19 protein-coding genes and 2 tRNA genes are annotated in these 22,560 nt (G+C 66.8%); 7 read left to right on the forward strand and 14 right to left on the reverse strand.

Annotated features, from left to right (window positions below; genetic code table 11):
- Window positions 1–2: 2 nt before the first annotated feature.
- The 3 genes from AC3WLE_RS21240 to AC3WLE_RS21250 all read right to left on the reverse strand — a co-directional run bounded on the left by AC3WLE_RS21240 (window position 3) and on the right by AC3WLE_RS21250 (window position 2,337).
- Complete coding sequence (locus AC3WLE_RS21240; RefSeq protein ID WP_492351954.1) at window positions 3–635, reverse strand: nuclear transport factor 2 family protein; 633 nt, start codon at window positions 633–635, stop codon at window positions 3–5.
- Window positions 636–667: 32 nt separating this feature from the next.
- Window positions 668–1,498 carry an SDR family NAD(P)-dependent oxidoreductase gene (locus AC3WLE_RS21245; protein WP_492351953.1) on the reverse strand — a complete coding sequence of 277 codons (831 nt, stop codon included), beginning with the start codon at window positions 1,496–1,498 and terminating at the stop codon, window positions 668–670.
- Between the two features lie 71 nt (window positions 1,499–1,569).
- Window positions 1,570–2,337 carry an SDR family NAD(P)-dependent oxidoreductase gene (locus tag AC3WLE_RS21250; protein ID WP_492351952.1) on the reverse strand — a complete coding sequence of 256 codons (768 nt, stop codon included), beginning with the start codon at window positions 2,335–2,337 and terminating at the stop codon, window positions 1,570–1,572.
- A gap of 616 nt (window positions 2,338–2,953) precedes the next feature.
- Between AC3WLE_RS21250 and AC3WLE_RS21255 the strand changes: the two genes are divergently transcribed.
- Both AC3WLE_RS21255 and AC3WLE_RS21260 read left to right on the forward strand, forming a co-directional pair.
- Complete coding sequence (locus tag AC3WLE_RS21255; RefSeq protein WP_492356302.1) at window positions 2,954–3,682, forward strand: helix-turn-helix transcriptional regulator; 729 nt, start codon at window positions 2,954–2,956, stop codon at window positions 3,680–3,682.
- Between the two features lie 216 nt (window positions 3,683–3,898).
- Window positions 3,899–4,696 carry an SDR family NAD(P)-dependent oxidoreductase gene (locus tag AC3WLE_RS21260; protein WP_492356303.1) on the forward strand — a complete coding sequence of 266 codons (798 nt, stop codon included), beginning with the start codon at window positions 3,899–3,901 and terminating at the stop codon, window positions 4,694–4,696.
- 80 nt (window positions 4,697–4,776) lie between these two features.
- On the opposite strand, the gene AC3WLE_RS21265 is transcribed toward AC3WLE_RS21260, so the two are convergent.
- The 9 genes from AC3WLE_RS21265 to mnmC all read right to left on the reverse strand — a co-directional run bounded on the left by AC3WLE_RS21265 (window position 4,777) and on the right by mnmC (window position 16,158).
- The gene (locus AC3WLE_RS21265; RefSeq protein WP_492351950.1) at window positions 4,777–5,847 is read right to left on the reverse strand and encodes a DNA topoisomerase IB; all 1,071 of its coding nucleotides are present in this window, start codon (window positions 5,845–5,847) and stop codon (window positions 4,777–4,779) included.
- 52 nt (window positions 5,848–5,899) lie between these two features.
- Window positions 5,900–6,466: a CinA family protein gene (locus AC3WLE_RS21270; protein ID WP_492321402.1), complete on the reverse strand. Its 567-nt coding sequence runs from the start codon at window positions 6,464–6,466 to the stop codon at window positions 5,900–5,902.
- Window positions 6,463–7,062 (reverse strand): DUF421 domain-containing protein, encoded by a 600-nt coding sequence (locus AC3WLE_RS21275; RefSeq protein WP_492321401.1) that lies wholly within the window; start codon window positions 7,060–7,062, stop codon window positions 6,463–6,465. Before AC3WLE_RS21275 ends, AC3WLE_RS21270 begins: the two co-directional genes overlap by 4 nt.
- A 343-nt stretch (window positions 7,063–7,405) precedes the next feature.
- A tRNA-Val gene (locus AC3WLE_RS21280) sits at window positions 7,406–7,481 on the reverse strand.
- A gap of 190 nt (window positions 7,482–7,671) precedes the next feature.
- A complete protein-coding gene (gene lon / locus AC3WLE_RS21285) occupies window positions 7,672–10,083 on the reverse strand; it encodes an endopeptidase La (protein WP_492321400.1) in 2,412 nt (803 codons plus the stop codon).
- 255 nt (window positions 10,084–10,338) lie between these two features.
- Window positions 10,339–11,616, reverse strand: a complete 1,278-nt coding sequence (clpX, locus tag AC3WLE_RS21290) for an ATP-dependent Clp protease ATP-binding subunit ClpX (RefSeq protein ID WP_010810087.1) — start codon at window positions 11,614–11,616, stop codon at window positions 10,339–10,341.
- Between the two features lie 230 nt (window positions 11,617–11,846).
- Window positions 11,847–12,497: an ATP-dependent Clp endopeptidase proteolytic subunit ClpP gene (clpP, locus tag AC3WLE_RS21295; protein ID WP_011615108.1), complete on the reverse strand. Its 651-nt coding sequence runs from the start codon at window positions 12,495–12,497 to the stop codon at window positions 11,847–11,849.
- Window positions 12,498–12,599: 102 nt separating this feature from the next.
- Window positions 12,600–13,955, reverse strand: coding sequence for a trigger factor (tig, locus tag AC3WLE_RS21300; RefSeq protein WP_492351949.1), 1,356 nt, complete (start codon window positions 13,953–13,955; stop codon window positions 12,600–12,602).
- 229 nt (window positions 13,956–14,184) lie between these two features.
- Entirely contained in the window at window positions 14,185–16,158 is a 1,974-nt protein-coding gene (mnmC, locus tag AC3WLE_RS21305) for a bifunctional tRNA (5-methylaminomethyl-2-thiouridine)(34)-methyltransferase MnmC2/FAD-dependent 5-carboxymethylaminomethyl-2-thiouridine(34) oxidoreductase MnmC1 (RefSeq protein ID WP_492356304.1), read from the reverse strand.
- Between the two features lie 158 nt (window positions 16,159–16,316).
- Here mnmC and AC3WLE_RS21310 point away from each other — a divergent pair, with 158 nt between their 5' ends.
- Window positions 16,317–17,174, forward strand: a complete 858-nt coding sequence (locus AC3WLE_RS21310; RefSeq protein ID WP_492321397.1) for a 23S rRNA (adenine(2030)-N(6))-methyltransferase RlmJ — start codon at window positions 16,317–16,319, stop codon at window positions 17,172–17,174.
- Here the strand turns inward: AC3WLE_RS21310 and AC3WLE_RS21315 are convergent.
- Window positions 17,149–17,523 (reverse strand): VanZ family protein, encoded by a 375-nt coding sequence (locus AC3WLE_RS21315; RefSeq protein ID WP_492321396.1) that lies wholly within the window; start codon window positions 17,521–17,523, stop codon window positions 17,149–17,151. The genes AC3WLE_RS21310 and AC3WLE_RS21315 overlap by 26 nt on opposite strands.
- 273 nt (window positions 17,524–17,796) lie before the next feature.
- On the opposite strand from AC3WLE_RS21315, the gene AC3WLE_RS21320 reads away from it, so the two are divergent.
- The 3 genes from AC3WLE_RS21320 (at window position 17,797) to AC3WLE_RS21330 (ending at window position 19,412) form a co-directional block, all read left to right on the forward strand.
- Window positions 17,797–17,883 (forward strand) — tRNA-Leu (locus AC3WLE_RS21320).
- 224 nt (window positions 17,884–18,107) lie between these two features.
- Window positions 18,108–18,908, forward strand: a complete 801-nt coding sequence (locus tag AC3WLE_RS21325; RefSeq protein ID WP_492321395.1) for an IclR family transcriptional regulator — start codon at window positions 18,108–18,110, stop codon at window positions 18,906–18,908.
- A gap of 156 nt (window positions 18,909–19,064) precedes the next feature.
- Window positions 19,065–19,412 carry a hypothetical protein gene (locus tag AC3WLE_RS21330; protein ID WP_011615103.1) on the forward strand — a complete coding sequence of 116 codons (348 nt, stop codon included), beginning with the start codon at window positions 19,065–19,067 and terminating at the stop codon, window positions 19,410–19,412.
- Between the two features lie 22 nt (window positions 19,413–19,434).
- On the opposite strand, the gene AC3WLE_RS21335 is transcribed toward AC3WLE_RS21330, so the two are convergent.
- Complete coding sequence (locus AC3WLE_RS21335; RefSeq protein WP_492356305.1) at window positions 19,435–20,682, reverse strand: Zn-dependent hydrolase; 1,248 nt, start codon at window positions 20,680–20,682, stop codon at window positions 19,435–19,437.
- A gap of 215 nt (window positions 20,683–20,897) precedes the next feature.
- Here AC3WLE_RS21335 and AC3WLE_RS21340 point away from each other — a divergent pair, with 215 nt between their 5' ends.
- Window positions 20,898–22,520, forward strand: coding sequence for an ABC transporter substrate-binding protein (locus AC3WLE_RS21340; protein ID WP_492356306.1), 1,623 nt, complete (start codon window positions 20,898–20,900; stop codon window positions 22,518–22,520).
- Window positions 22,521–22,560: the final 40 nt, after the last annotated feature.

Consider the following 22,560-nt stretch of genomic DNA (forward strand, 5'->3'; position numbering starts at 1 on the left):
CGTCAGCGCGTGCGGACCTTGGGAAGTGACGAACCGCGACGCATCGACTCGAGAAAGCGATCCAGCGGCACCGGCTCGGCGACGCCGGGCAGCGCTTCATTCGGCTTGGCGTTCCAGAACGCTTTCCACGAGGGCCACAGTGCATGCCAGGAACCCTCATAGGGCTCACGGCCCGGCCAGCGCATCTTCTTGTCGCCGATGGGCGGCTTGTTGAGGTCGCTCGCGTAGAGATAGCATGGCAGCCGTCGCCGGAAATACCAGCAGCCGCCAATGCGCTCGTAGTCGTCCCAGTAGAGCATTTGCATGATGACCCATTCCGGGCCGGTCTCATGCTCGTTCTTCGAATACACCACGCCGCTCGCATGGTCCGCATCCTGGAACTCGATGATGTGTCCGCCGATATGATGCGAGGTCACCGTGAACTGGTTGCGCAGGGTCTCGTCTATCCAGCGCCGCAGGTGCTCGCGGCCCACCTGGTCCTTGCCCACCGCCACGTCCTCGGGAAACAGGCTGGTCCAGGCATCGAGGTCGCGCATATCGAGCGCCAGCGCATACTTGGCCGGCAGCATGCGGATTTCGTTGACCGACTCGAGTCGATCGAGTCGGGCCTGCATCGATTCCATGTCTGATGCCACTTGCCTCTCCTTGCTCATTCAGTGGGGTGCGCTCAGCTTGCCTGCGGCGCGGCGCGCCGCTCGGCTGACGGCTCCGACACGTAGTCGGTTGCGCCCACGTCGAGCCGGCAGGTCTTGCCGCCATCGACTACCAGGCTCTGCCCGGTGATATACGAAGCCTCGTCCGACGCCAGGAACAGGATGGCGCCGGCCACCTCGTGCGGTTCGCCCACGCGCCCCAGCGGCACCGCGCGTGCGGTATCTCGGGCGACCTCCTCGCTGGCAAGCGCTTCGCGCGTGCCCTCGCTCCAGACCACACCGGGAATCACCACGTTGACGCGCACGTTGTGGGCTGCGCCCTCGAGCGCCACGGCGCGGCTGAAGTTGAGCACGCCCGCCTTGGCCGCGCCATAGGCCGACAATCCCGGACTGCCAAGCAGGCCCGCCACCGAACCCAGGTTGACGATGGCGCCGCCGCCGGCCGCCTTCATCACGCGCAGCGCCGCGCGCGTGCCGAAGAAGGCGACGTCCAGGCTACCGGTCAGGCATTGCCGCCAGGCTTGCGTGCTGACCTCGTCGAGCACGCCCCAGGTATAGTTGACCGCGTTATTGACCATGACATGCAGGCCGCCGAACTGCGCGACGGTCTGCGCCACCGCCCGCTCCACGTCCGCCTCGTTGGTGACATCGGCCTGAATCCACGCAGCCTCGCCGCCGCGCGACCGGATCTCCTCGGCCACGGCGCGCAGCGGCGCCTCACGCCGCCCGCACAGCATCACCCTCGCCCCTTCGGCCGCGAAGCGCGCAGCCGTGGCAGCGCCGATCCCCGTGCCAGCGCCACTGATCAGCGCCACCTTGTCCTGCAAACGTCCCGTTACTCGCATGCTGCTCTCCCTTTTATCCTTCCATCGAGGCAGGACAACGACCCGAACGCGTCGCCGTCGCGCCTGCGCCGTTAAATCATTGCCATGCCGCCGCTGACGGACAGCGTCTGGCCCGTCATCTGCATGCCGTCTCCGCTAACCAGGAACAGTGCCGCCGCCGCGATCTCTTCCGGCTCGGCCATGCGCCCCAGCGGGATCGCGCGCTCCAGGCTGCGCGCCCATTCCTCGCTGATGGACTGCATCATCGGCGTGCGCGTGGGCCCCGGGCAGATCGCGTTGACGCGGATGCCACGCGGGCCCAGGTCGCGCGCCAGGCAGCGGGTGAGGCCGAGCACGGCCGCCTTTGACGCGCAATAGCTGAGAGGCCCTTCGCCGCTCAGCGCCGAGACGCTGGCGATATTGACAATGGCGCCGCCCACCCCCGCGTGCGTCATCAGCCGTACCGCCTCGCGCGAGCAATAAAACGTGCCGTTGAGATTCACATCCACCACGCGCTGCCAGCCGGCATCGTTGAGGTCGACGATCATGTCGGTATAGACCGTGGGCGTCTCGCCGGCTGCCAGCTGCCGCCCGCGCTCGGCCGCGCGCACCTGGTAGTGCTCGAAGCCGTCTCCCGGCACCTGGCCAATGCCTGCGTTGTTGACCAGGATGTCGAGCCGCCCCCAGCGCATCGCGACCTCCTCGTGCAGCCGCCCCACCGCCGCACTGTCCGCGACGTCGCAACCGCGCGCCATGCCGTGCGCCTCGCCGCAGATCATGTCGAGCGTCGCTTGCGCGGCGCCGGCGTCGCGGTCTATTACGACCACCTCCGCGCCCTCGGCCGCAAAGCGCTCGGCCATGGCCCGCGCTCATGGCCCTATTCTTCTGGCCGGGCCACTTCACGGGCATGGTCCCGTGCGGAGGGAAATAGTCCCAACAGACTAGATTCGCGCACGGACGCTCCTCCATGTCGCTCCAGAAACGGTTGAATCTAGTCCGTCAGGCAAACAGCCATCACGGAGGAGACATGGAAGCGCAGCAGTTCCTGCAGACAGCCCCGCAGCCCACCCGCTACGCCCGCGGTTGGCATTGCCTTGGGCAAGCACGACAGGCGTCCCCGGCCCGGTGCCCGGGGAAAACACCCACTACCACCGCATGGAGAAGCAAATACCATTTCCAGCCGATCGCCGGTCGCCGACGGCCGGACTGGCGCAATGCCCCGACCGCATTGCGCCGCAGATTTGAGAGAGCACCGATGACAAGCCTTCAATGGATCGACGCACAGCTACCTGGCCGCCCTGCACTCGGCATGGACGAGATCAGCGATCTGATCGGGCTGGTGTACGACGGCCCGCTGCTTGATATCCCATGGCAGTCGCTGCTCGATGCGCTGCGACACCTGCTGGCCGCTAACTACGTGACCCTGGTGCTACGCCCGCCGTCCACATCCGCGCCGAGCATGGTGTGGAGTGCCGCTTGCGAATCTGCCGCCCACATGGCAGCGAGCGCTTCGCCGAGGCCGACAAGGCGCTGTGCCGGCGCATCGTGCCGCACCTGGAGCGCGCGGTACGTATCCACGCCAACCTCAACACGACCGAGTCGGAGCGGCGCTTCTACGCCGGCACGGTCGACAGTTTGCTGATCGGCTCGGTGATCCTGGACGACACCGGCCAGGTCCTTACCACAAATGGCATGGCCGACGCCCTGCTGGCGGAAAAGGATGGTCTGGTGGTTTGCAACGGCCAGTTGATGGCCGACTCGGCGCAGGAAAACCGCAAGCTGCAGGCCCTGGTCCGCCAGGCCATCGCCTTGCGAGACTCGGCGCAGCCCGGCATCCCGCTCGGGCTGTCGGTGCCGCGCAAGGGCGACCGCGCCCGGCTGGGACTGCTGGTGCGTTCCATCGCCTCGCAGAAGTGGTCCGAGCGTCCGCGCCAGCCCGCGGTGGCGGTCTTTATCCGCGACCCCGATCAAAAGGCACTGGGGTCGGCCGAACTACTGCGCAATATGTTCGATTTCACCCGGACGGAGGCGTCGCTCGTACTGTTGCTGACCCAGGGCCTGTCACTGGACGAAGCGGCGCAGGAACTCGAGATCCGCCGCAATACCGCGCGCGCGCATTTGCGTGCCGTGTTCTCCAAGACTGGCGTGACCCGCCAGGCGGCGCTGGTGCAAACCGTCCTGCACAGCATCATTCCGCTCGATTGAGGTGAATACGACGTGCCGACGCCACTCAGCGAGCTGACGGCACGATGAGCAGACGCATCGCCCCGGCCGCAGGGTGCCATGGCGGAAAATCGTCTCGGGCGCGGTTGTTTTGGTCCATTTGGACTATGTCGCATCCGGCGTGACCGGAAACAATGCGCATATCAGCCGCGTCTACCGCGGCTGCGCCAACAACATGACATCCGGGAGAGACATCCAGTGACGATCCAACACCCTGCCACCGGCGATTTTCGCGTGGCCCTCAACACGCCGGCCAGTGCGGTCGTGGTGACCGGCGGCGCGTCCGGCATTGGCGAGGCTTGCGCGGCGGCCTTGGCCGCGGTAAACCGGCCGGTCGCCATCTGGGATATCCAGGAGGACAAGGCACGTGCCGTCGCCGCGGCGCTCGCCGAACGTTATGACGTGCCCACCTTCGGGCTCGGCATCGACCTGCGCGCCCCCGCCGGCCTGGAAGACGCGCTGGTCCGTACCCGCGCCGCCCTGCCGGCGCTGGGCGGCATGGTGCATGCCGCCGGCGTGGTGGACCAGAGCGGGATCGACGGCCTCACACAGGCGCGCTGGGACGCCGTGCTTGATGTCAACCTGCGCGCCATGGCCCTGCTGGTGCAGGCCATGCTGCCTGAGCTGCGCGCGCAACCCGGCGCGGCAGTCGTCGGCATCGCGTCGATCAATGCCACGCTGGGCAACGCCCTGATTCCGGCTTACTCCGCCTCCAAGGGCGGCCTGCTCTCGCTGGTGCGCTCGCTCGCGGACAGCCTGGGCCGCGACGGCATCCGCATCAACGCCGTCTCTCCCGGACAGATCCACACACCGATGCTTCAACCTGCCATCGATGCCCTGCCCGAAGGCACCTTCGAGCGCCGCATCCAACTGGGCCGCCTCGGCACCCCCGCGGAGATCGGGCGAGTGGTCCGTTTCCTTCTGTCGGACGAGGCCAGCTACGTCACCGGCACCGAGGTCATCGTCGACGGCGGCAACATTCCTTCGCAGCGCTGAATCGGAGCGCCCTGCCCTGTGGCTGCTGGGCTATTCTCATACTGAGTCGCCATCCTCCGGCCGGACGTCCAGCCCTAGGCTCACCGCGGGACGCCCTGTGCAGTCCTGGCCCGTTCTGCAAGCAGCTTCAGCAGCCGTGCTTCGTCGGCACGCAGGCGGCTGACGATGGCGACGCGCGCGCAGTCCTGCAATCCGTCGTCGATGAAGGCCTCGATCACCGCCGGATGGACATAGCACTTGCGGCACACCGCCACGGTGTTGCGCAGGCGCTGGGCCACTGACTTGATGACCTCGGCCACGCACTTCCTGCGCGCTGCTTCGCCGTCCGCGCCGGTCGCGCGCAGCAGCGCGAGCGCATGCACGCTGCCCGCCCAGGTGCGGAAGTCCTTGGCAGTGAAGTCGCCGCCGGTCGCCTGCTGCAGGTAGGCGTTGACGTCGGCGGATCCGACCTCGCGGATCTCGCCGTCGCTGTCGCGATACTTGAACAGGCACTGGCCTGGCAGGTCGGCACAATTGCGCACGATGCGGGCCAGGCGTGGATCGTTGACCGATACGTCGTGGGTAATGCCGCTCTTGCCAGTGAACTGGAAACGCAGACGGCTGCCGCGCACGGTGACATGGCGGCGGCGCAGCGTGGTGAGGCCGTAGGTGCGGTTCTGCCTCGCATATTGCGGACTGCCCACGCGCACAAGCGTGGCGTCGAGCAGTTGCACCACCGCCGCGACCACTTTTTCGCGCGGCATGCCGTTGCGGCGCAGGTCGCGCGCGACGCGCGCCCGCAAGCGGGGCAGTACGCTGCCGAAGGCCGGCAACCGCGCGTATTTGTCCGAATCGCGCAGCGCGCTCCACTCAGGGTGGTAGACATACTGCTTGCGGCCGCGCGCATCGCGCCCGGTCGCCTGCAGGTGGCCCGCAGGGTTCGCACAGATCCACACTTCCTCGTAGGCAGGAGGAATCGCCAGCGCAGCGATGCGTGCCAGCGTGGCGGCATCGTCCACGCGCTTGCCATTGGCGTCGATGTAGGCAAAGCCGCCGCCCTGACGGCGGCGCCCGATGCCCGGCATACTGTCATCGACATAACGCAACCCGGCCTCGCGCAATACCGTGCGCAACGCTTTGTCGGCACCATTAGTCGGGAGAGCACTATCCAAGGCTGGGTCTCTTTCCGGGGCTGCCAGCGCGCCGTCCGGGCCTTCCGGCGCTTTATGCGCGCGCGCCGCAGTGGCCTTGCCCGCGCTGCGCCTGTTCGTGGTAATGGCAAATGCGAGCCAGCGCCCAGTCGGCAGCGGCTTCGCGTACGGCGTTACGCGTCCCCGGAAAGCGCCGCGTTTCCGTGAACGCGGCAATACCCCCGGTGCTCCGCAGCACATCGCGCGCCGCATGGCCGTGGCGGCGGAACACCCAGGCAAAGCACTGCGTACCCGCCGGGATATCGCCATCGCCGCCGTCATCGGCGACGCCGGTGTTGGCGATCGCGAGGTCGGCGCCGGTGATCTCCATGGCGCCCAGCGCCATCGCCAGCGAGACCGCCTCGCTGGTCAGTCCGTGACGCCTGATGGTCTCAGGCGGCACGTGCAGCAACTGTTCCTTGGCCGAGGGCGAATACGCCACGATGGCGCAGTGCAAGACATCGCCGCAACCCGGCACCTCGGCAATGCGCGAGGCGATCAGCCCCGCGGTACAGGATTCCGCCGTGACCACATGCAAATGGTGGCGCAGCAAATAGCGCGCAATGCTGCCGTTGTCGCTGCTGTTTTCCCCAAGCGTCATCGCTGCGCCTCCGACGCCTGCACAGACACTCCGTTGCTGCGCGATACAGCAGGCGTGGCCGGTGCTGCGGGTACGCGGCCGTCTCCGCCGCGCCCCTTCACGAACGTCACCTTGCCGTCGCGCTCCAGCACCACCCGGGTAAGGTCGTCGAAGCTGTCGGTCTGAAGCGTCGCACGCAGGTTGGCCTTGAGGTCTTCCTCGGTCAGCATTGCGTGGCTCACGCGCTCCCGGTCCAGTTCCCCTTCGCGCAGCAGGTCCAGCGCGTGGCCGCCAGTGGCGCGGTCGAATGCCGGAGAACGGCTCGACAGCCAGCCCACCACCCGGTGCAGAAGCACCAATGCCAGCCCGGCGGAAAACGCCACCGCGAACGAAGCGGCGCCGACCACGGCGCGCGACAACACCGCGCCCAGCAGCAATATGATGCACAGGTCGAACGATGTCTTTTGCGCGAAGGCCCGCCTGCCGGCCAACCGCAGCATCGCCCAAGTGCCGACGAAGATGATGGCGGCACGCACGGCGCCTTGCCACCACGCCAGGTCGTCACCTTCGCCAACGAGCTTGCGCATCGCATCGACGATCACTTCCACGCTGTCCATGTCGGTGTCCGCAGTCGATTTTCTGACTAGTTCAGCAAGTTCCGCGCCAGGCTCACGACACTGGGCCGTGCTGCTGTGCACGTCCCATATGCGCTCATTCGCGCGGGAATGCGGGGAAATCGTACGTGCAGTGCCGGGCCAGGCCTGAAAAAACTGCCCAGAGCGCGCGCAACATCGGGAGCGAATGGCGCTTATCTGTGGGATGCGGGAAAACTCCGGCCGGGAGCGCCATGCCGAGCAACGGCGGAACAGCAATTTAGCGCGCGGCTCGGCCGAGGGAGATGAAAATACCAACAAAAAAGGACTTAGATCGCTCTAAGTCCTTGATTTTGTTAGTCAAGCGTGGTGGGTGCTGAGGGGCTCGAACCCCCGACCTACGCCTTGTAAGGGCGCCGCTCTACCAACTGAGCTAAGCACCCGCTCGACCATCACAGGCTGGCTGCCTGCAACTTGCTGATCGCTCCACACCTCGCGGCAGTTGCCGTGGTTTGCGTTGCGAGGGCGCAAGTGTAATACAGGTGATTTCGGTTTGCCAAGGCCTGCGCACGCAAAAAAACGCCGCCGGGCATCGCTGCCCCGCGGCGTTTCATTCATGCGGCCAAAGCTGTGTCAGTGATGCAAACGCTCCACCTTGGCCGCGGCCTTGTCCGCCACTTCGGCGGGCTTGGCATCTTCTTCCGACAACGGCTCGGGCTTGCGCTCGAGCGCCAGTTCCAGCACCTTGTCGATCCAGCGCACCGGCACGATCTCGATGGCGTTCTTGACGTTGTCCGGGATCTCGGCCAGGTCCTTGACGTTATCCTCGGGGATCAGCACCAGCTTGATGCCGCCCCGGTGGGCCGCCAGCAGCTTCTCCTTGAGGCCGCCGATCGGCAGCACCTCGCCGCGCAACGTGATCTCGCCGGTCATGGCCACATCCGCACGCACCGGAATGCCGGTCAGCACCGACACCAGCGCGGTGGTCATCGCACCGCCTGCCGACGGGCCGTCCTTGGGCGTGGCGCCTTCGGGCACGTGGATGTGGATGTCGCGCTTCTCGAACATCTCATCCGTGATACCCAGGCGACGTGCCCGCGAACGCACCACCGAACGGGCAGCCTCGACCGACTCCTTCATCACGTCGCCCAGCGAACCGGTGCGGGTGATGTTGCCCTTGCCCGGCATGATCGCGGCTTCGATGGTCAGCAGGTCGCCACCCACCTCGGTCCACGCCAGCCCGGTCACCTGGCCAACCTGGTTTTCCTTGCCGGCCAGGCCGAAGTCGTACTTGCGCACACCGAGGAATTTGTCCAGGTTCTCGGAATCGACCTTGATCGTGCCCGACTCCTTCTTCAGCAGCAGCAGCTTGACCACCTTGCGAGCGATCTTCGACACCTCGCGTTCCAGCGAACGCACGCCTGCTTCACGCGTGTAGTAGCGGATGATGTCGCGGATCGCATCTTCTGCGACCTCGATCTCGCCTGCCTTCAGACCATTGTTCTTGATCTGCTTGGGCAGCAGGTAGCGCTGGGCGATATTGACCTTCTCGTCCTCGGTGTAACCCGACAGGCGGATCACTTCCATACGGTCGAGCAGCGGCGGCGGGATGTTCAGCGAGTTCGACGTCGCCACGAACATCACGTCGGACAGGTCGAAGTCGACTTCGATGTAGTGGTCCTGGAATGTGTGGTTCTGTTCCGGGTCCAGCACCTCGAGCAGCGCTGACGACGGATCGCCGCGGAAGTCCGCACCCATCTTGTCGATCTCGTCGAGCAGGAAGAGCGGATTGCGCACGCCGACCTTGGACAGGCTCTGCAGGATCTTGCCTGGCATCGAGCCGATGTAGGTACGGCGGTGGCCGCGGATCTCGGCCTCGTCGCGCACGCCACCCAGCGCCATGCGCACGAACTTGCGGTTCGTGGCGCGCGCCACCGACTGGCCGAGCGAGGTCTTGCCCACGCCGGGGGGGCCGACCAGGCACAGGATCGGCGCCTTCAGCTTGTCCACGCGCTGCTGCACTGCGAGGTATTCCAGGATACGTTCCTTGACCTTCTCCAGACCGTAGTGGTCCTCTTCCAGCACGCGCTCGGCGTTGGCCAGGTCGTTGTTGACCTTGCTCTTCTTGCGCCACGGCAGGTTCACCAGCGTGTCGATGTAATTGCGCACGACGGTGGCTTCGGCCGACATCGGCGACATCAGCTTGAGCTTCTTGAATTCGGCGTCGGCCTTCTTCTTGGCTTCCTTCGGCATGCGCGCAGCCTTGATGCGCTTGTCGAGTTCTTCCAGGTCGGCGCCTTCTTCGCCCTCGCCCAGTTCCTTCTGGATGGCCTTGACCTGCTCGTTCAGGTAGTACTCGCGCTGGCTCTTCTCCATCTGGCGCTTGACGCGGCCACGAATGCGCTTTTCAACCTGGAGGATGTCGATCTCGCCCTCGAGCTGCGACAGCAGGCTTTCCAGGCGCTCGGTCACATTGACCATCTCCAGGATCTTCTGCTTCTGCTCGAGCTTGATCGGCAGGTGCGCGGCGATGGTGTCCGCCAGGCGGCCTGCCTCGTCGATGCCCGACAGCGAGGTCAGGATCTCGGGCGGGATCTTCTTGTTGAGCTTCACGTACTGGTCGAACTGCGACACGATCGCGCGGCGCAGGGCCTCGGTCTCGGCGCTTTCGCCAGGTGCGGGCGGCACGGGCACGGCTTCGCACATAAAGTGCGCATCGTCCTCGCTCACCTCGCGGATATTCGCGCGCTGGGTACCCTCGACCAGCACCTTCACGGTACCGTCGGGCAGTTTCAGCATTTGCAGGATATTGGCGATGCAGCCGACCTCATACAGGTCGTCGGCGGTCGGCTCGTCCTTGGCCGCCGTCTTCTGGGCCACGAGCATGATGCTCTTGCCCGCCTCCATCGCAGTCTCAAGCGCCTTGATGGACTTCGGGCGTCCCACGAACAGCGGGATCACCATGTGCGGAAACACCACCACGTCGCGCAGCGGCAACAGTGGGAGGCGAATCGGCTCGGCCGGGAGGAGTTGTGTTCCGGACATCATTTTCCCCAAGTCAGTCATTTAAGGCGTAAATTGGGCCGCCCGAATCGATTACAAGATACGTGCCAATCGATTCATCAAGGCAGGCAGATGCCGCTCCCTGCACTTGCTGGCCCCTCTGAAACAGCATACCCGCGTTTCCTCCCTCTCGTCGGTAGAAATAAACAAAAAAAGCCGCTCGCTTCTACGCGAACGGCCTTTTCGCCCGGCTGCCGGTGTGGTCCCGACCACTTACCACGTCTGGCAGCCCTCGCGTCAGTTGGACCCCGCCACCTTGGGCTGCTGCTCTTCGTACATCAGCAGCGGAGGTGCATCGCCGTTGATCGTATTTTCATCGATCACCACCTTCTGCACGCCCTTGTAGTTGGGCAGGTCGTACATGACGTCCATCAGCGACTGCTCCAGGATCGAACGCAGGCCGCGGGCCCCGGTCTTGCGGCGGATCGCCTTGCGGGCGATGGCGCTCAGCGCACCCGGGCGGATTTCCAGCTCGACGCCTTCCATCGCCAGCAGCTTCTGGTATTGCTTGACCAGCGCGTTCTTGGGCTCGACCAGGATCTGCATCAGCGCGGCCTCGTCCAGCTTGGACAGCGTGGCGACCACCGGCAAGCGGCCGATCAGTTCGGGGATCAGGCCGAACTTGATCAGGTCTTCCGGCTCGGTCTGCGGCAGCACCTCGCTGGCGTCGCGCTCTTCCTTGCTCTTGACCTGCGCGGCAAAGCCGATGCCGGTCTTGTCCGAGCGCTGCATGATGACCTTCTCCAGGCCATCGAAGGCGCCGCCGCAGATGAACAGGATGTTGGTCGTGTCCACCTGCAGGAAGTCCTGGTTCGGATGCTTGCGGCCGCCCTGCGGCGGCACCGATGCCATGGTGCCTTCGATCAGCTTGAGCAGTGCCTGCTGCACGCCCTCGCCCGACACGTCGCGGGTGATCGACGGGTTGTCGGACTTGCGCGAGATCTTGTCGATCTCATCGATGTAGACGATGCCGCGCTGCGCCTTCTCGACTTCGTAGTTGCAGTTCTGCAGCAGCTTCTGGATGATGTTCTCGACGTCCTCGCCCACGTAGCCGGCTTCGGTCAGCGTGGTCGCGTCGGCGATCACGAACGGCACGTTGAGCAGGCGCGCCAGCGTCTGCGCGAGCAGCGTCTTGCCCGAGCCGGTCGGCCCGATCAGCAGGATGTTGCTCTTGGACAGCTCGACATCGTCCTTCTTGCCGAGGTGCTTGAGGCGCTTGTAGTGGTTGTAGACCGCCACGGCCAGGATCTTCTTGGCCTGTTCCTGGCCAATCACATACTGGTCCAGGCTTTCGCGGATCTCGTGGGGCGTGGGGAGGTCCGAGCGCGCGGCCGCGGCGGCGTCTTTCTCGGATGCCGTGGCCTCGTCGCGAATGATCTCATTGCACAGGTCGATGCATTCGTCGCAAATGAACACCGACGGGCCGGCAATCAGCTTCTTGACCTCATGCTGGCTCTTGCCGCAGAAGGAGCAGTACAGAAGCTTTTCGCTGGATGAACCTTTTTTGTCCGCCATAGGAATCAGTCACTTATGCAGGGCGCACACCGCGGGGCGACAGGCTCCCAGCGATACGCTTCAAACGCATCATACGCCAAAACAATTGGCACCACCGGCGGTTCCCCCCGGCTGTGGGGCAAAAGCAAAAAACGAGGCACGGGGCCTCGTTCCGGTGCAGCCTTCGCCATTTGAGCCCGTGCCAGCCTGGCCGGCCGCCGCTGCAGATTGCGCCACGGCGGCCCGCTGCATCAGCCGCGGCGGGCGAGGACCTTGTCGATCAGGCCGTAGTCAACTGCCTGGTCGCCGCTCATGAAGTTGTCGCGATCGGTATCGCGCGCAATCTTCTCGACCGGCTGGCCCGTCACCTCGGACAGGATAGTGTTGAGCCGCTCGCGCAGGTACAGGATCTCGCGCGCCTGGATCTCGATGTCCGAGGCCTGGCCGCGCGCGCCGCCCAGCGGCTGGTGGATCATGATGCGCGAGTTGGGCAGCGCCGAACGCTTGCCCTTGGCGCCAGCCGCCAGCAGGAACGCGCCCATGCTTGCCGCCATGCCCATGCACAGCGTGGACACGTCCGGCTTGATGAACTGCATGGTGTCGTAGATCGCCAGCCCCGCCGATACGGAACCGCCCGGCGAGTTGATGTACAGCGACACGTCCTTGTCGGGGTTCTCGCTCTCGAGGAACAGCAGCTGGGCCACCACCAGGTTGGCGGTCTGGTCGTTGACCTCGCCCACCATGAACACCACGCGCTCCTTCAGCAGGCGCGAGTAGATGTCATAGGCGCGCTCGCCCCGGCCGGACTGCTCGACGACCATCGGCACCAGCCCCAGGCCCTGGGTTTCCAGTGCCGAAGCCTGCGTGGTGGCGAGACGGTCAAGCAAATCATTGCGGGTCATGCATGTTCTCCATGGATTCGTCGGATCGCAAGGCAATCCGGGGTAACTCGGGAAGCTGCCCCGCCCCGCGCCGTGGCACGGGGCTGCGGGTCACTTCCGGCCTCAGGCTTGCTGCGGGTTGCCTTCGGCGGTGAGTTCCTCGAAGGACACCTTCTTGTCGGTGACCTTGGCCTTGCCGCACACGAAATTTACCACGTTGTTTTCGAGCACGTAGGCTTCCATTTCGGCCAGGCGCTGCTGGTCGCCGTAGTACCAGCGCATGACTTCCTTCGGGTCTTCGTAGCTCTTGGCGAAATCCTCGATCTCGGCCTTGATCTGGTCAGCCTTGGCCTCCAGGCCGTTGGCCTTGACGATCTCGGCCAGGATCAGGCCCAGCTTGACGCGGCGCTCGGCCTGCTGCGCGAACATCTCGGCCGGGATCGGCATGTCCTTGGCGTTGGGCATGCCACGCTGCTCCAGGTCGCGGCGGGCCATTTCCACCAGGCGTTCCTGGTCCTGCTCGATCAGGGCCTTGGGCACGTCCAGCTCGCTGGCCTTCAGCAGCGCTTCCATGACCTGGTCCTTGAGCATGGAGTGCGTGCGGCGCTTCACTTCGCGCTCGAGGTTCTCGCGGATGTCGGCGCGCATCTTCTCGACGCTGCCGTCGGCGATGCCCAGCGACTTGGCGAAGGCATCATTGACTTCCGGCAGGTGCGCCCACTCGATCTTCTTCAGCGTCACGGTGAACTCGGCGGTCTTGCCGGCCACTTCCTTGCCGTGGTAGTCCTCCGGGAAGGCCAGCGGGAAGGTCTTGCTTTCGCCGACCTTCAGGCCCAGCGCGGCCTGCTCGAACTCGGGCAGCATGCGGCCTTCGCCCAGCACGAACGGGAAGTCCTCGGCCTTGCCGCCGGCGAACTCTTCACCGTCGATCTTGCCGACGAAGTCCAGCGTCACGCGGTCGCCGTTCTGGGCGGTGACGTCGGCACCGCCGTCGCCATGCTCGCCGGCTTCGCCGCGGGCGTGGTAGTGCACGCGCTGCTTGCGCAGGATGTCGATGGTCTTGTCGACTTCGGCATCGGTGATTTCAGTGCCGGTGCGGGTGACTTCGGCGGCCGACAGGTCGCCGATGGTCACTTCCGGGTACACCTCGAAGGTGGCGTCGAATGCGACTTCGTCCTCGCCCACGCCTTCGTTCTTGATCTCGAACTTGGGCTGGCCGGCAACCTTGACGTCCTGTTCCTTGGTGATGTCGAAGAACTTGCGTGCGGCCTTGTCGAAGCGCACTTCGAACTCGACCTGCTGGCCGTACTGCTTCTCGACCATCTTCATCGGCACCTTGCCCGGACGGAAGCCCGACATCTTCACGGTCTTCGACAGGCGAACCAGGCGCTCCTGCTTTTCCTTCTCCACTTCGGCCTTGGGGATGGCCAGGGTCACCTTGCGGTCCAGCTTGCCGAGGTTCTCAATCACGTTCGACATGGTCGTAGATCCAATCCAGAAAATGTAGTTGTGTTCGTAGGTGCTACCGCTTGCGCATGTACCGCCCGCTTTACCGCCACGGCGCCGTCACCACAGGACGGCCGGGGCGGCGCACCGGCGAACGGGAAGCTCCGCGCAAACGGAAAACGGGGATTATCGCACGGTTTTCATTCGCTTCCGGCAGATTTTGCCCGGAACGGGCCTGGAACCGCCCGCCGGCCCCGCGGCGCTATCCCGTGTGCCCGTGACGCAGGGCGCGCAGCAGCAGGCGTGCCGGATCCATCGCATCGGCCAGGTCCGACTCCAGCGGCAGCGGCTCGCCCTCGATCTGGCTGGCCAGCAGTTCCGCGCCCAGCGCTGCCCAGGTGAGGCCGCGCGAGCCATATGCAAGGGCGGCGTAGAGCCCGGCCATGCGCGGCAGGTCACGCAAGTGCGCGCCGCGCAGCGATGCGGCCTGCGCCAGCGCGGCGGCCTCGTCAGGCACCTGGCCGACCAGCGGCAGCCGGTTGTGCGTGACCGTGCGCACGCCGACATAGCCGGAGAGCGTCGCGGGATCGATGGCTGCCACGGCATCGGCCTGGCGCGGCAGCATGCCGGTCAGGCGCGCCAGGTTGGCCGCGTGGACCGCCGGCTGCTCCACCAGTGGGCCCTCGTCGGCGTCGTAGCTGGAGCCGACCCGGCCAGCGCCGTCCGCGGTGCGCGGCAGCAGGTAGCCGGCACCAGTCACCACGCAATCCGGCCAGCCGCCGAGCGCATCCACCTGCGCGGATGCCAGCGTGGTCAGCTGCCCGCGCACGCGCCGCATGGTCCAGTGCTGCTGCGGCAGCAGTTGCAGCGCCTCATGTGCGTTGGCCAGTACCAGCACCGGCGCCGATGCCAGCACGTCGCCGTCCTGCCCGAGCGCCTGCCATTGCCCGTCGACGCGCGCGATTGCAGCAACCCGGCAGCGGAAACGTGCCGTCACCGCAGCGCCCGCTTGCGCCAGCTGCGCCGCGCAGATGTCAGGCGGCGCCACCCAGCCGCCTTGCGGGAACCACAGGCCGCCACGCGGCACGCCGGCATGGTGGGCCGCTGCCGCCTCTTCAGCGCTCATCCAGCGCACGAATCCTTCCGGCAAGCGCATCGCCGCCAGCGCGGCGCGCTGGGCCTGGCCCTCGGCTTCGTCCTCGCCGATCTGCAGCACGCCGCAGCCATGCCAGCCGACCGCATGGCCGGCCTCGGCCAACTCCGCCCAGGCACGCAGCGCGTACTGGTTGCCAGCGCGCGACAGCCGCGACAGCAGGCTGTCGTCGGCGGACACATGCGCATGCATGGCCGCCGCGCGATGCGCCGAGGTCTGCCGCGCCGGCCCGTCGTGGCCATCGAACAGCGTCACGCGCCAGCCGCGCGCGGCCAGCCGCTCGGTCACGGCGCAGCCGGCCAGGCCGGCGCCGATCACGATGGCATGGCGCTCGGACCATTGGGCCGGCAGTGGCGGCGCATGGCGGCGCGCTTTCCATTGCGGGCGGAAGCGCGCGACGGTCATTTGCCACTTGCCGCCAAAGCCGGGCGCCCTGCTGACTTCGAAACCCACCTCCTTGAGCCCGCGCCGCACAAAGCCCGCGGCCGCCCATGTAGCCAGCATGGCGCCTGGCCGGGCCAGCCGCGCCAGTCCGCGGAACACTTGCGGCGACCACATCTCCGTATTGCGCGCCGGCGCGAAACCGTCCAGGTAGAAGGCATCCGCGCCGGCCGCCAGCCGCGGCAGCATCTGCTCGATATCGCCCAGCGCCAGCGTCAGCACCACGCGCCCGCCGTCGAAGGCCAGGCGGTGCAGGCCCGGCAGCGCCAGCGGCCATTGCGCCTGCAGCGCCTGCGCCAGCGGCTGCAGCCCGTCCAGCCTGGCGTGCAACTGCGCCAGCCCTTCGCGGGTGAACGGGTGCTTTTCGATCGAGACGAAATGCAGCGTGCCGCAGCGCTGGGGATCATCGCGCCACGCCTGCCAGGTAGCCAGGAAATTCAGCCCCAGGCCGAAGCCAGTCTCGACGATGACGAACTGGCGCTGACCGGCCCACGCCTGCGGCAGGCCGTTGCCACCCAGGAAGACATGGGCGGCCTGCGCCAGCCCGCCTTCGGTGCTGTGGTAGACGTCGTCGTAGCGGGGCGAATACGGGATGCCTTCGGCAGAAAGGATCGGCTCGGCGGGCTCTAATGCGCGCGGCATGGGACAGGGAAACTCGGCGAAAAGCAAAATGCCCGGGCGGATTCGCCGGGGCGTGGGAGCGGGCTTGGTAATTCGCGCCGGATGGTAGCATAGCGGCCTTCCCGCAGACCGCACCGCCCTGCCCCTTGATTTGCGCCGCCCAGGCGCCCCCGCTCCACATGCTCAGCTACCGTCACGCCTTCCACGCCGGCAACCATGCCGATGTCCTCAAACACGCCGTCGTGGTGCAACTGCTCGAGCACCTGGCGCAGAAGGACAAGGCGTTCTGGTATATCGACACCCATGCCGGCGCCGGCCTCTATGCGCTGGACCACGCCTACGCGCAAAAGAAGGCCGAATTCGAAACCGGGATCGCGCCGCTGTGGCGCGCCGCCGCCAGCGGCACCCAGCTGCCGGCGATGCTGGACGAATACCTGGACCAGGTGCGCGCGCTCAACCCGGACGGCAACCTGCGCCACTACCCCGGCTCGCCCTGGCTGGCCTGGCAGATGCTGCGCGAGCACGACCGGCTGCGGCTGTTCGAGCTGCACAGCACCGAGATCCAGGTGCTGCGCGACAACTTCCGCGGCGCCGGGCGCCGCGTCATGCTGTACGACGGCGACGGCTTCGGCGGCATCAAGGCCATCCTGCCTCCGCCGCCGCGCCGCGCGCTGGTGCTGGTCGACCCGTCCTACGAGGACAAGCAGGACTACGCCCGCACCGTGCAGACCATCCGCGACGGGCTGGAGCGATTTGCCACCGGCGTCTATGCGGTCTGGTACCCGCAGGTGCAGCGGCGCGAATCGGCGCAGCTGCCGGTGCAGCTCAAGGGCCTGCCGCTCAAGAGCTGGCTGCACGTGACCCTGACCGTCAGGCATCCGGTCGAGGGCGGCCTGGGCCTGCATGGCAGCGGCATGTTCATCGTCAATCCGCCGTGGCGGCTGAAGGAATCGCTGCAGCAGGCCATGCCGGTGCTGACCGACCTGCTCGGCCAGGACGACGGCGCAAAGTTCACGCTCGAAGCCGAGGAGAACTGAGGCGGCGCACCAGCCAGTCCAGCGCCATGCCCGCGGCCAGGCCGACGCTGTCGGCCAGCAGGTCGAGCCACTCGGCCTCGCGGTAGCCGGTCTGCCCCTGCAGCAGTTCGATCAGCGCGCCGTACGCCACCAGCCCCAGCAAGACGGCCCAGCCACGGCCGTTGTAGGCGCGCCGGCCCAGCACGCCCAGCACCGCGAACGCCAGCATATGGTTGGACTTGTCCCAGCCGGTGGTCGGCAGGGGCTGCGTCGGCGGCATCAGCGAAAGCGCCAGCACCGCGGCCGCGCAGCCCCAGAACAGCAGGCGCCAGCGCAGCGGGGTCAGGGTCGGGAAGGCAGTCATCGGCATGTGTGCGGCCACTGGAAAGCCGACAATATATCCCTGCCGCTTGCCGCGGCCACCGGAGCACCTGGCAGGGCTGGATTCCCCCCGCGCCTTGCGCTACAATCCGCAGCCTCGTTGCACTGCAGGCGCAAGCCATGCCGACACCACGGTTCGGCCGCCAGGGCCGGCAGCGCGGACAGAAGAAAGGCGGGCAGTTCCAGCCGCCTTTTTTGCTTTCCTGTCCGGAGCAAGCCAGCGAGCATCGCGGCCGCCCGCCCGGGCAGCGCCGCAAGGACCGCGAGGGTGGCGAAATTGGTAGACGCACCAGGTTTAGGTCCTGACGCCAGCAATGGTGTAGGGGTTCGAGTCCCCTCCCTCGCACCACCCGCCCTTCTAGTGGCGGGCTGACAACTTCCGTTTCCCAATCCCCTTCGGCACGCTTTTTCCGGCAGGCACCCCCGCGCCACTTTCCAGCCTGCGCCAGTGACGGTATCATTTCGCCATCATATCGATAATCGATACATACGTATATTGGTGCAATACTCACTCATCGTGGTGCAGCCATCCCGTGGATGGTGCTGCCCGGTCCCTTCGCCCGCGACGCAACTATGCCGTCAAAACCCGTCCCGTCACCCGCGCCCGACCGCGACAACCCGCTGTTCAACCAGTCGCTCGAAAAAGGCCTCGAAGTCCTGCGCGCCTTCAACGGCGTCCACCGTACGCTGACCCTGTCGGAACTGGCCGCGCTGACCGGCATGAACAAGAGCTCGGCGCAGCGCACCATCCATACCCTGGAAGCGCTGGGCTATGTCGACAAGCACCCGCAGACGCGGCGCTTCCGGTTGACGCCGCGGGTGATGGAGATCGGCTACAACTACCTGGCGGCTGATGCGCTGATCCCGGTGGCCAGCCCCTACCTGTCGCAGCTGGCCGCAGCCAGCGGCGAGACCGCCAACCTGACCGAGCCGGTCGGGCTGGACATGGTCTACGTGGCCCAGTTGATGACCGCCAAACACATGCCGGTGCTGACGCCGGTGGGCATGCGCATCCCGATGTATTGCACCAGCTCCGGCCGGGCCTACCTCAGCACGCTGCCCGACGAGCAGGTCCTGGCGATGCTGGAGCAGTCGGCGCGCGTGGCGCGCACGCCCTCGACGCTGACCGGCGTGGATGCGATCTTCGAGCGCGTGGCGGCGTGCCGCCGGCTGGGCTACGCCAGCAATGAAGAGGAACTGTTCATCGGCGACATGGGCCTGGCCGCGCCCATCGTCAACAGCCAGGGCGTTGCGGTCGGCGCGGTGCACGTGTCGCCGCCGGCCAGCCGCTGGAGCATGGCCGAGGCGCAGAAAAAGCTGGCGCCGCTGGTGCTGGAATGCGCGCGGGCGATCTCGCGTTCGATCGCACACTGAGGCCCGGCACGGCGAAGGCCGGCCAACTCGCGCAGGGGTGGTAGAACACCTGAGTGCCAGTGCCTTTCGCGGACCCTTGCCGCGATCTATGCTGAAGGTGTCGGGGCGGCACCGAGCCGCTCCGGCATCTTCACCTCAGCCCTGATCGGAGGGCATATGAAATTCCCTGCCTTGCTGTTGGCAGCGTCGATGGCCGCTGGCTGGTCATCGCTCGCCTATGCTGCCGGATGCCAGTACGACATGCAGTGCAAAGGAGAGCGGATCTGCCAGCAAGGGCAGTGCGTCTTTCCTGACGCGGAAGAAACCGCGGAAGCCGGTGGGCCGGCGCCGCTGCCGGCGACCAAGCGCACGCCAGCGCCGCCGCCAGCCCGCGGGTGCTGCACCGTGGCAGGCAAGCTCAAGCTGTCACCGGCCGCGGCCTCGGATACCAGCCTGGCGAGCGGCGATGCGTGCCAGGGGCTGACCGCCTCGGGCAAGCCGGTTCCCGGCACGATCTGCAACTAGCCTCTGGATCTGGCGCGGGCGCCTAGCGCGCGTGCGCCAGCATGGCCTGCAGCAGCACGTTGGCGCCCGCCTCGATGTGCTCGGGCAGCGCGTCTTCCAGCTCGTTATGGCTGATGCCGTCCTTGCACGGCACGAAGATCATGCCTGTGGGCGCGCGCCGCGCGACGTAGACCGCGTCGTGGCCAGCGCCGCTGACCACGTCCATATGCGGCAGGCCCAGCGCCGTGGCCGCGCGCCGCACGCTGTCAACGCATTCGGGCGCGAACACGCACGGCTCGAACTTCACCACCTGGCAGATTTCGACCTCCACGCCGGCGGCCACGGCAATGCCCTCGAACGCCGCCTGCATGGCCGCATGCATGCGGTCCAGGCCAGCCTGCGACAGGTTGCGGAAGTCGACCGAAAAATCGACCCGGCCCGGAATCACGTTGCGCGAGTTCGGCGTGACCTGCAGATAGCCGACCGTGCCGCGCCCGTGCGGCGCCTCGTCGCGCGCGATCTGGTTGACCGCCTCGACCATGCGCGCGGCCGCCAGCATCGCGTCGTGGCGCAGCGTCAGCGGCGTCGGGCCGGCGTGCGCGTCCATGCCGGTCACGGTCACGTCGTACCACTGCTGGCCCAGCGCGCCCGAGACCACGCCGATCGGCAGACCTGCCGCCTCCAGCACCGGCCCCTGCTCGATATGCGCCTCGAAGTAGGCCGCGAACATGCCGCCCGGCACCGCGCCCGCCGGCTGCGCGCCGCGGTAGCCGATCGCCGCCAGCGCGTCGCCCACGCTGACGCCATCCACATCGGTCTGCGCGCGCGCAAAAGCCGCGTCGAACTCTCCGGCAAATACGCCCGAGCCCATCATCACCGGCGTGAAGCGCGTGCCCTCCTCGTTGGTCCAGAACGCGACCTCCAGCGGCGCGCGCGTGACGATGCCCAGGTCGTCGAGCGTGCGCATGACTTCCAGGCCGGCCAGCACGCCGAAGTTGCCGTCGAACTTGCCGCCCGAGGGCTGGGTGTCGATATGGCTGCCGGTGGCCACGGCGCGCGCGTCGGGGTCGCTGCCGGCGCGGCGCGCGAAGACGTTGCCGATCTCGTCGACGCGCACCTCGAGCCCGGCCTCGCGGCACCACTGCACCACCAGGTCGCGCCCCTTGCGGTCGGCTTCGGTCAGCGCGATGCGGCACACGCCGCCCCTGGGCGTGGCGCCGATCGCGGCGAGGTCCATCAGCGATTGCCACAGGCGGGCGCCATTGATGCAGGGAAGGTGTAGCTGGTCCATGTCTGGTTGCGGGTAGGGGGAGGGAGAGGAAACGGCAGCAGGTTCAGCAAGAAGCAGACCACCGTCGCCGGCACTTCGGCCCGCATTCCCGGCCCTGCCACCGTGGCACATGACTTGCTTTGCAGACATCCGTCCCCTCAAGCCAACCCAGGAGCAAGCCTGTGCACCACGATCCCTCCCTTCTCGCGAAAGGTCTCAAGTCAGCTGCCTCGGTCATGAGCGCCGCCGTGCTGGCGCTGCTCGCGCTGCCCGGTGCCGCCCATGCCGACAAGGTGCTGCGCATCGGCATGACCGCCGCCGACATCCCGCGCACGCTCGGCCAGCCCGACCAGGGCTTCGAGGGCAACCGCTTCTCCGGTATCCCGATGTACGACGGCCTCACCCAGTGGGACCTGTCCCGGGGCAACGGCCCCAGCCTGCTGATCCCGGGCCTGGCCACCGAATGGAAGGTCGACGCCGCCGACAAGACCAGATGGGTGTTCAAGCTGCGCCCCGGCGTCAAGTTCCACGACGGCACCCCGTTCAACGCCGATGCCGTGGTCTGGAACGTCGGCAAAGTGCTGGACAAGACCGCCAGGCAGTTCGATCCCAGCCAGGTCGGCGTGACCGCCTCGCGCATGCCGACGCTGCGCACGGCCAGGAAGATCGACGACCTCACCGTGGAGCTGGTCACCTCCGAGCCGGATTCGTTCCTGCCCTACAACCTGACCAACCTGTTCATGGCCTCGCCCACGCAGTGGGAGAAGAAATTCGCCGCGGTGCCGGCCTCGGTCACCGATCCGGTCGAGCGCTCCAAGCAGGCCTGGGTCGCGTTTGCCGCCGACGCCGCCGGCACCGGGCCGTTCAGGATGAGCCGCTTCGTGCCGCGCGAGCGCCTGGAAGTGGTGCGCAATGCGCAATACTGGGACGCGAAGCGCGTGCCGAAGATCGACAAGGTGGTGATGGTGCCGATGCCCGAGGCCAACGCGCGCACCGCCGCGCTGCTGTCGGGCCAGGTCGACTGGATCGAAGCCCCGGCACCCGACGCCATCACCCAGATCAAGAGCCGCGGCTTCCAGGTCTATGCCAACGCGCAGCCGCATATGTGGCCGTGGCAGCTGTCGTTCGCGCCCGGCTCGCCATGGCTGGACAAGCGTGTGCGCCAGGCCGCCAACCTGTGCGTCAACCGCAGCGGCCTGAAGACCCTGCTGGGCGGGTACATGGCCGAGGCCAAGGGCATCGTCGAGACCGGCAATCCGTGGTGGGGCAATCCGAAGTTCGATATCAAGTACGACCCGGCCGCGGCGAAGAAGCTGATGCAGGAGGCCGGCTACTCGGCCGCCAAACCGGTCAAGGTCAAGGTGCAGGTGTCGGCGTCGGGCTCCGGCCAGATGCAGCCGCTGCCGATGAACGAGTACGTGCAGCAGAACCTGAAGGAGTGCTTTATCGACGTCGACTTCGACGTGGTCGAGTGGAACACCCTCTTCACCAACTGGCGCGTCGGCGCCAAGGACGCCAGCGCGCACGGCGCCAACGCAATCAACGTCAGCTTTGCGGCAATGGACCCGTTCTTTGCCATGGTCCGCTTCGTCAGCACCAAGACCCAGCCGCCGGTCTCGAACAACTGGGGCTACTTCGGCAATGCCGAGTTTGACAAGCTGATCGAGAACGCGCGCACCGCGTTTGACGAGAAATCGCGCGACGCGGCGCTGGCCAGGCTGCATGCCCGCATCGTCGAGGAGTCGCCGTTCGTGCTGATCGCGCACGACGTCGGCCCGCGCGCGATTTCGAAGAAGGTCAAGGGCGTGGTGCAGCCGCAGAGCTGGTTTATCGATATCGCGACAATGTCGATGGACTGATCCCGGCCGCGCCCGACGGACGCCGCGCGGCAGCCCGCCG

It is taken from the genome of Cupriavidus sp. FW306-1B-F12B (assembly GCF_058781795.1).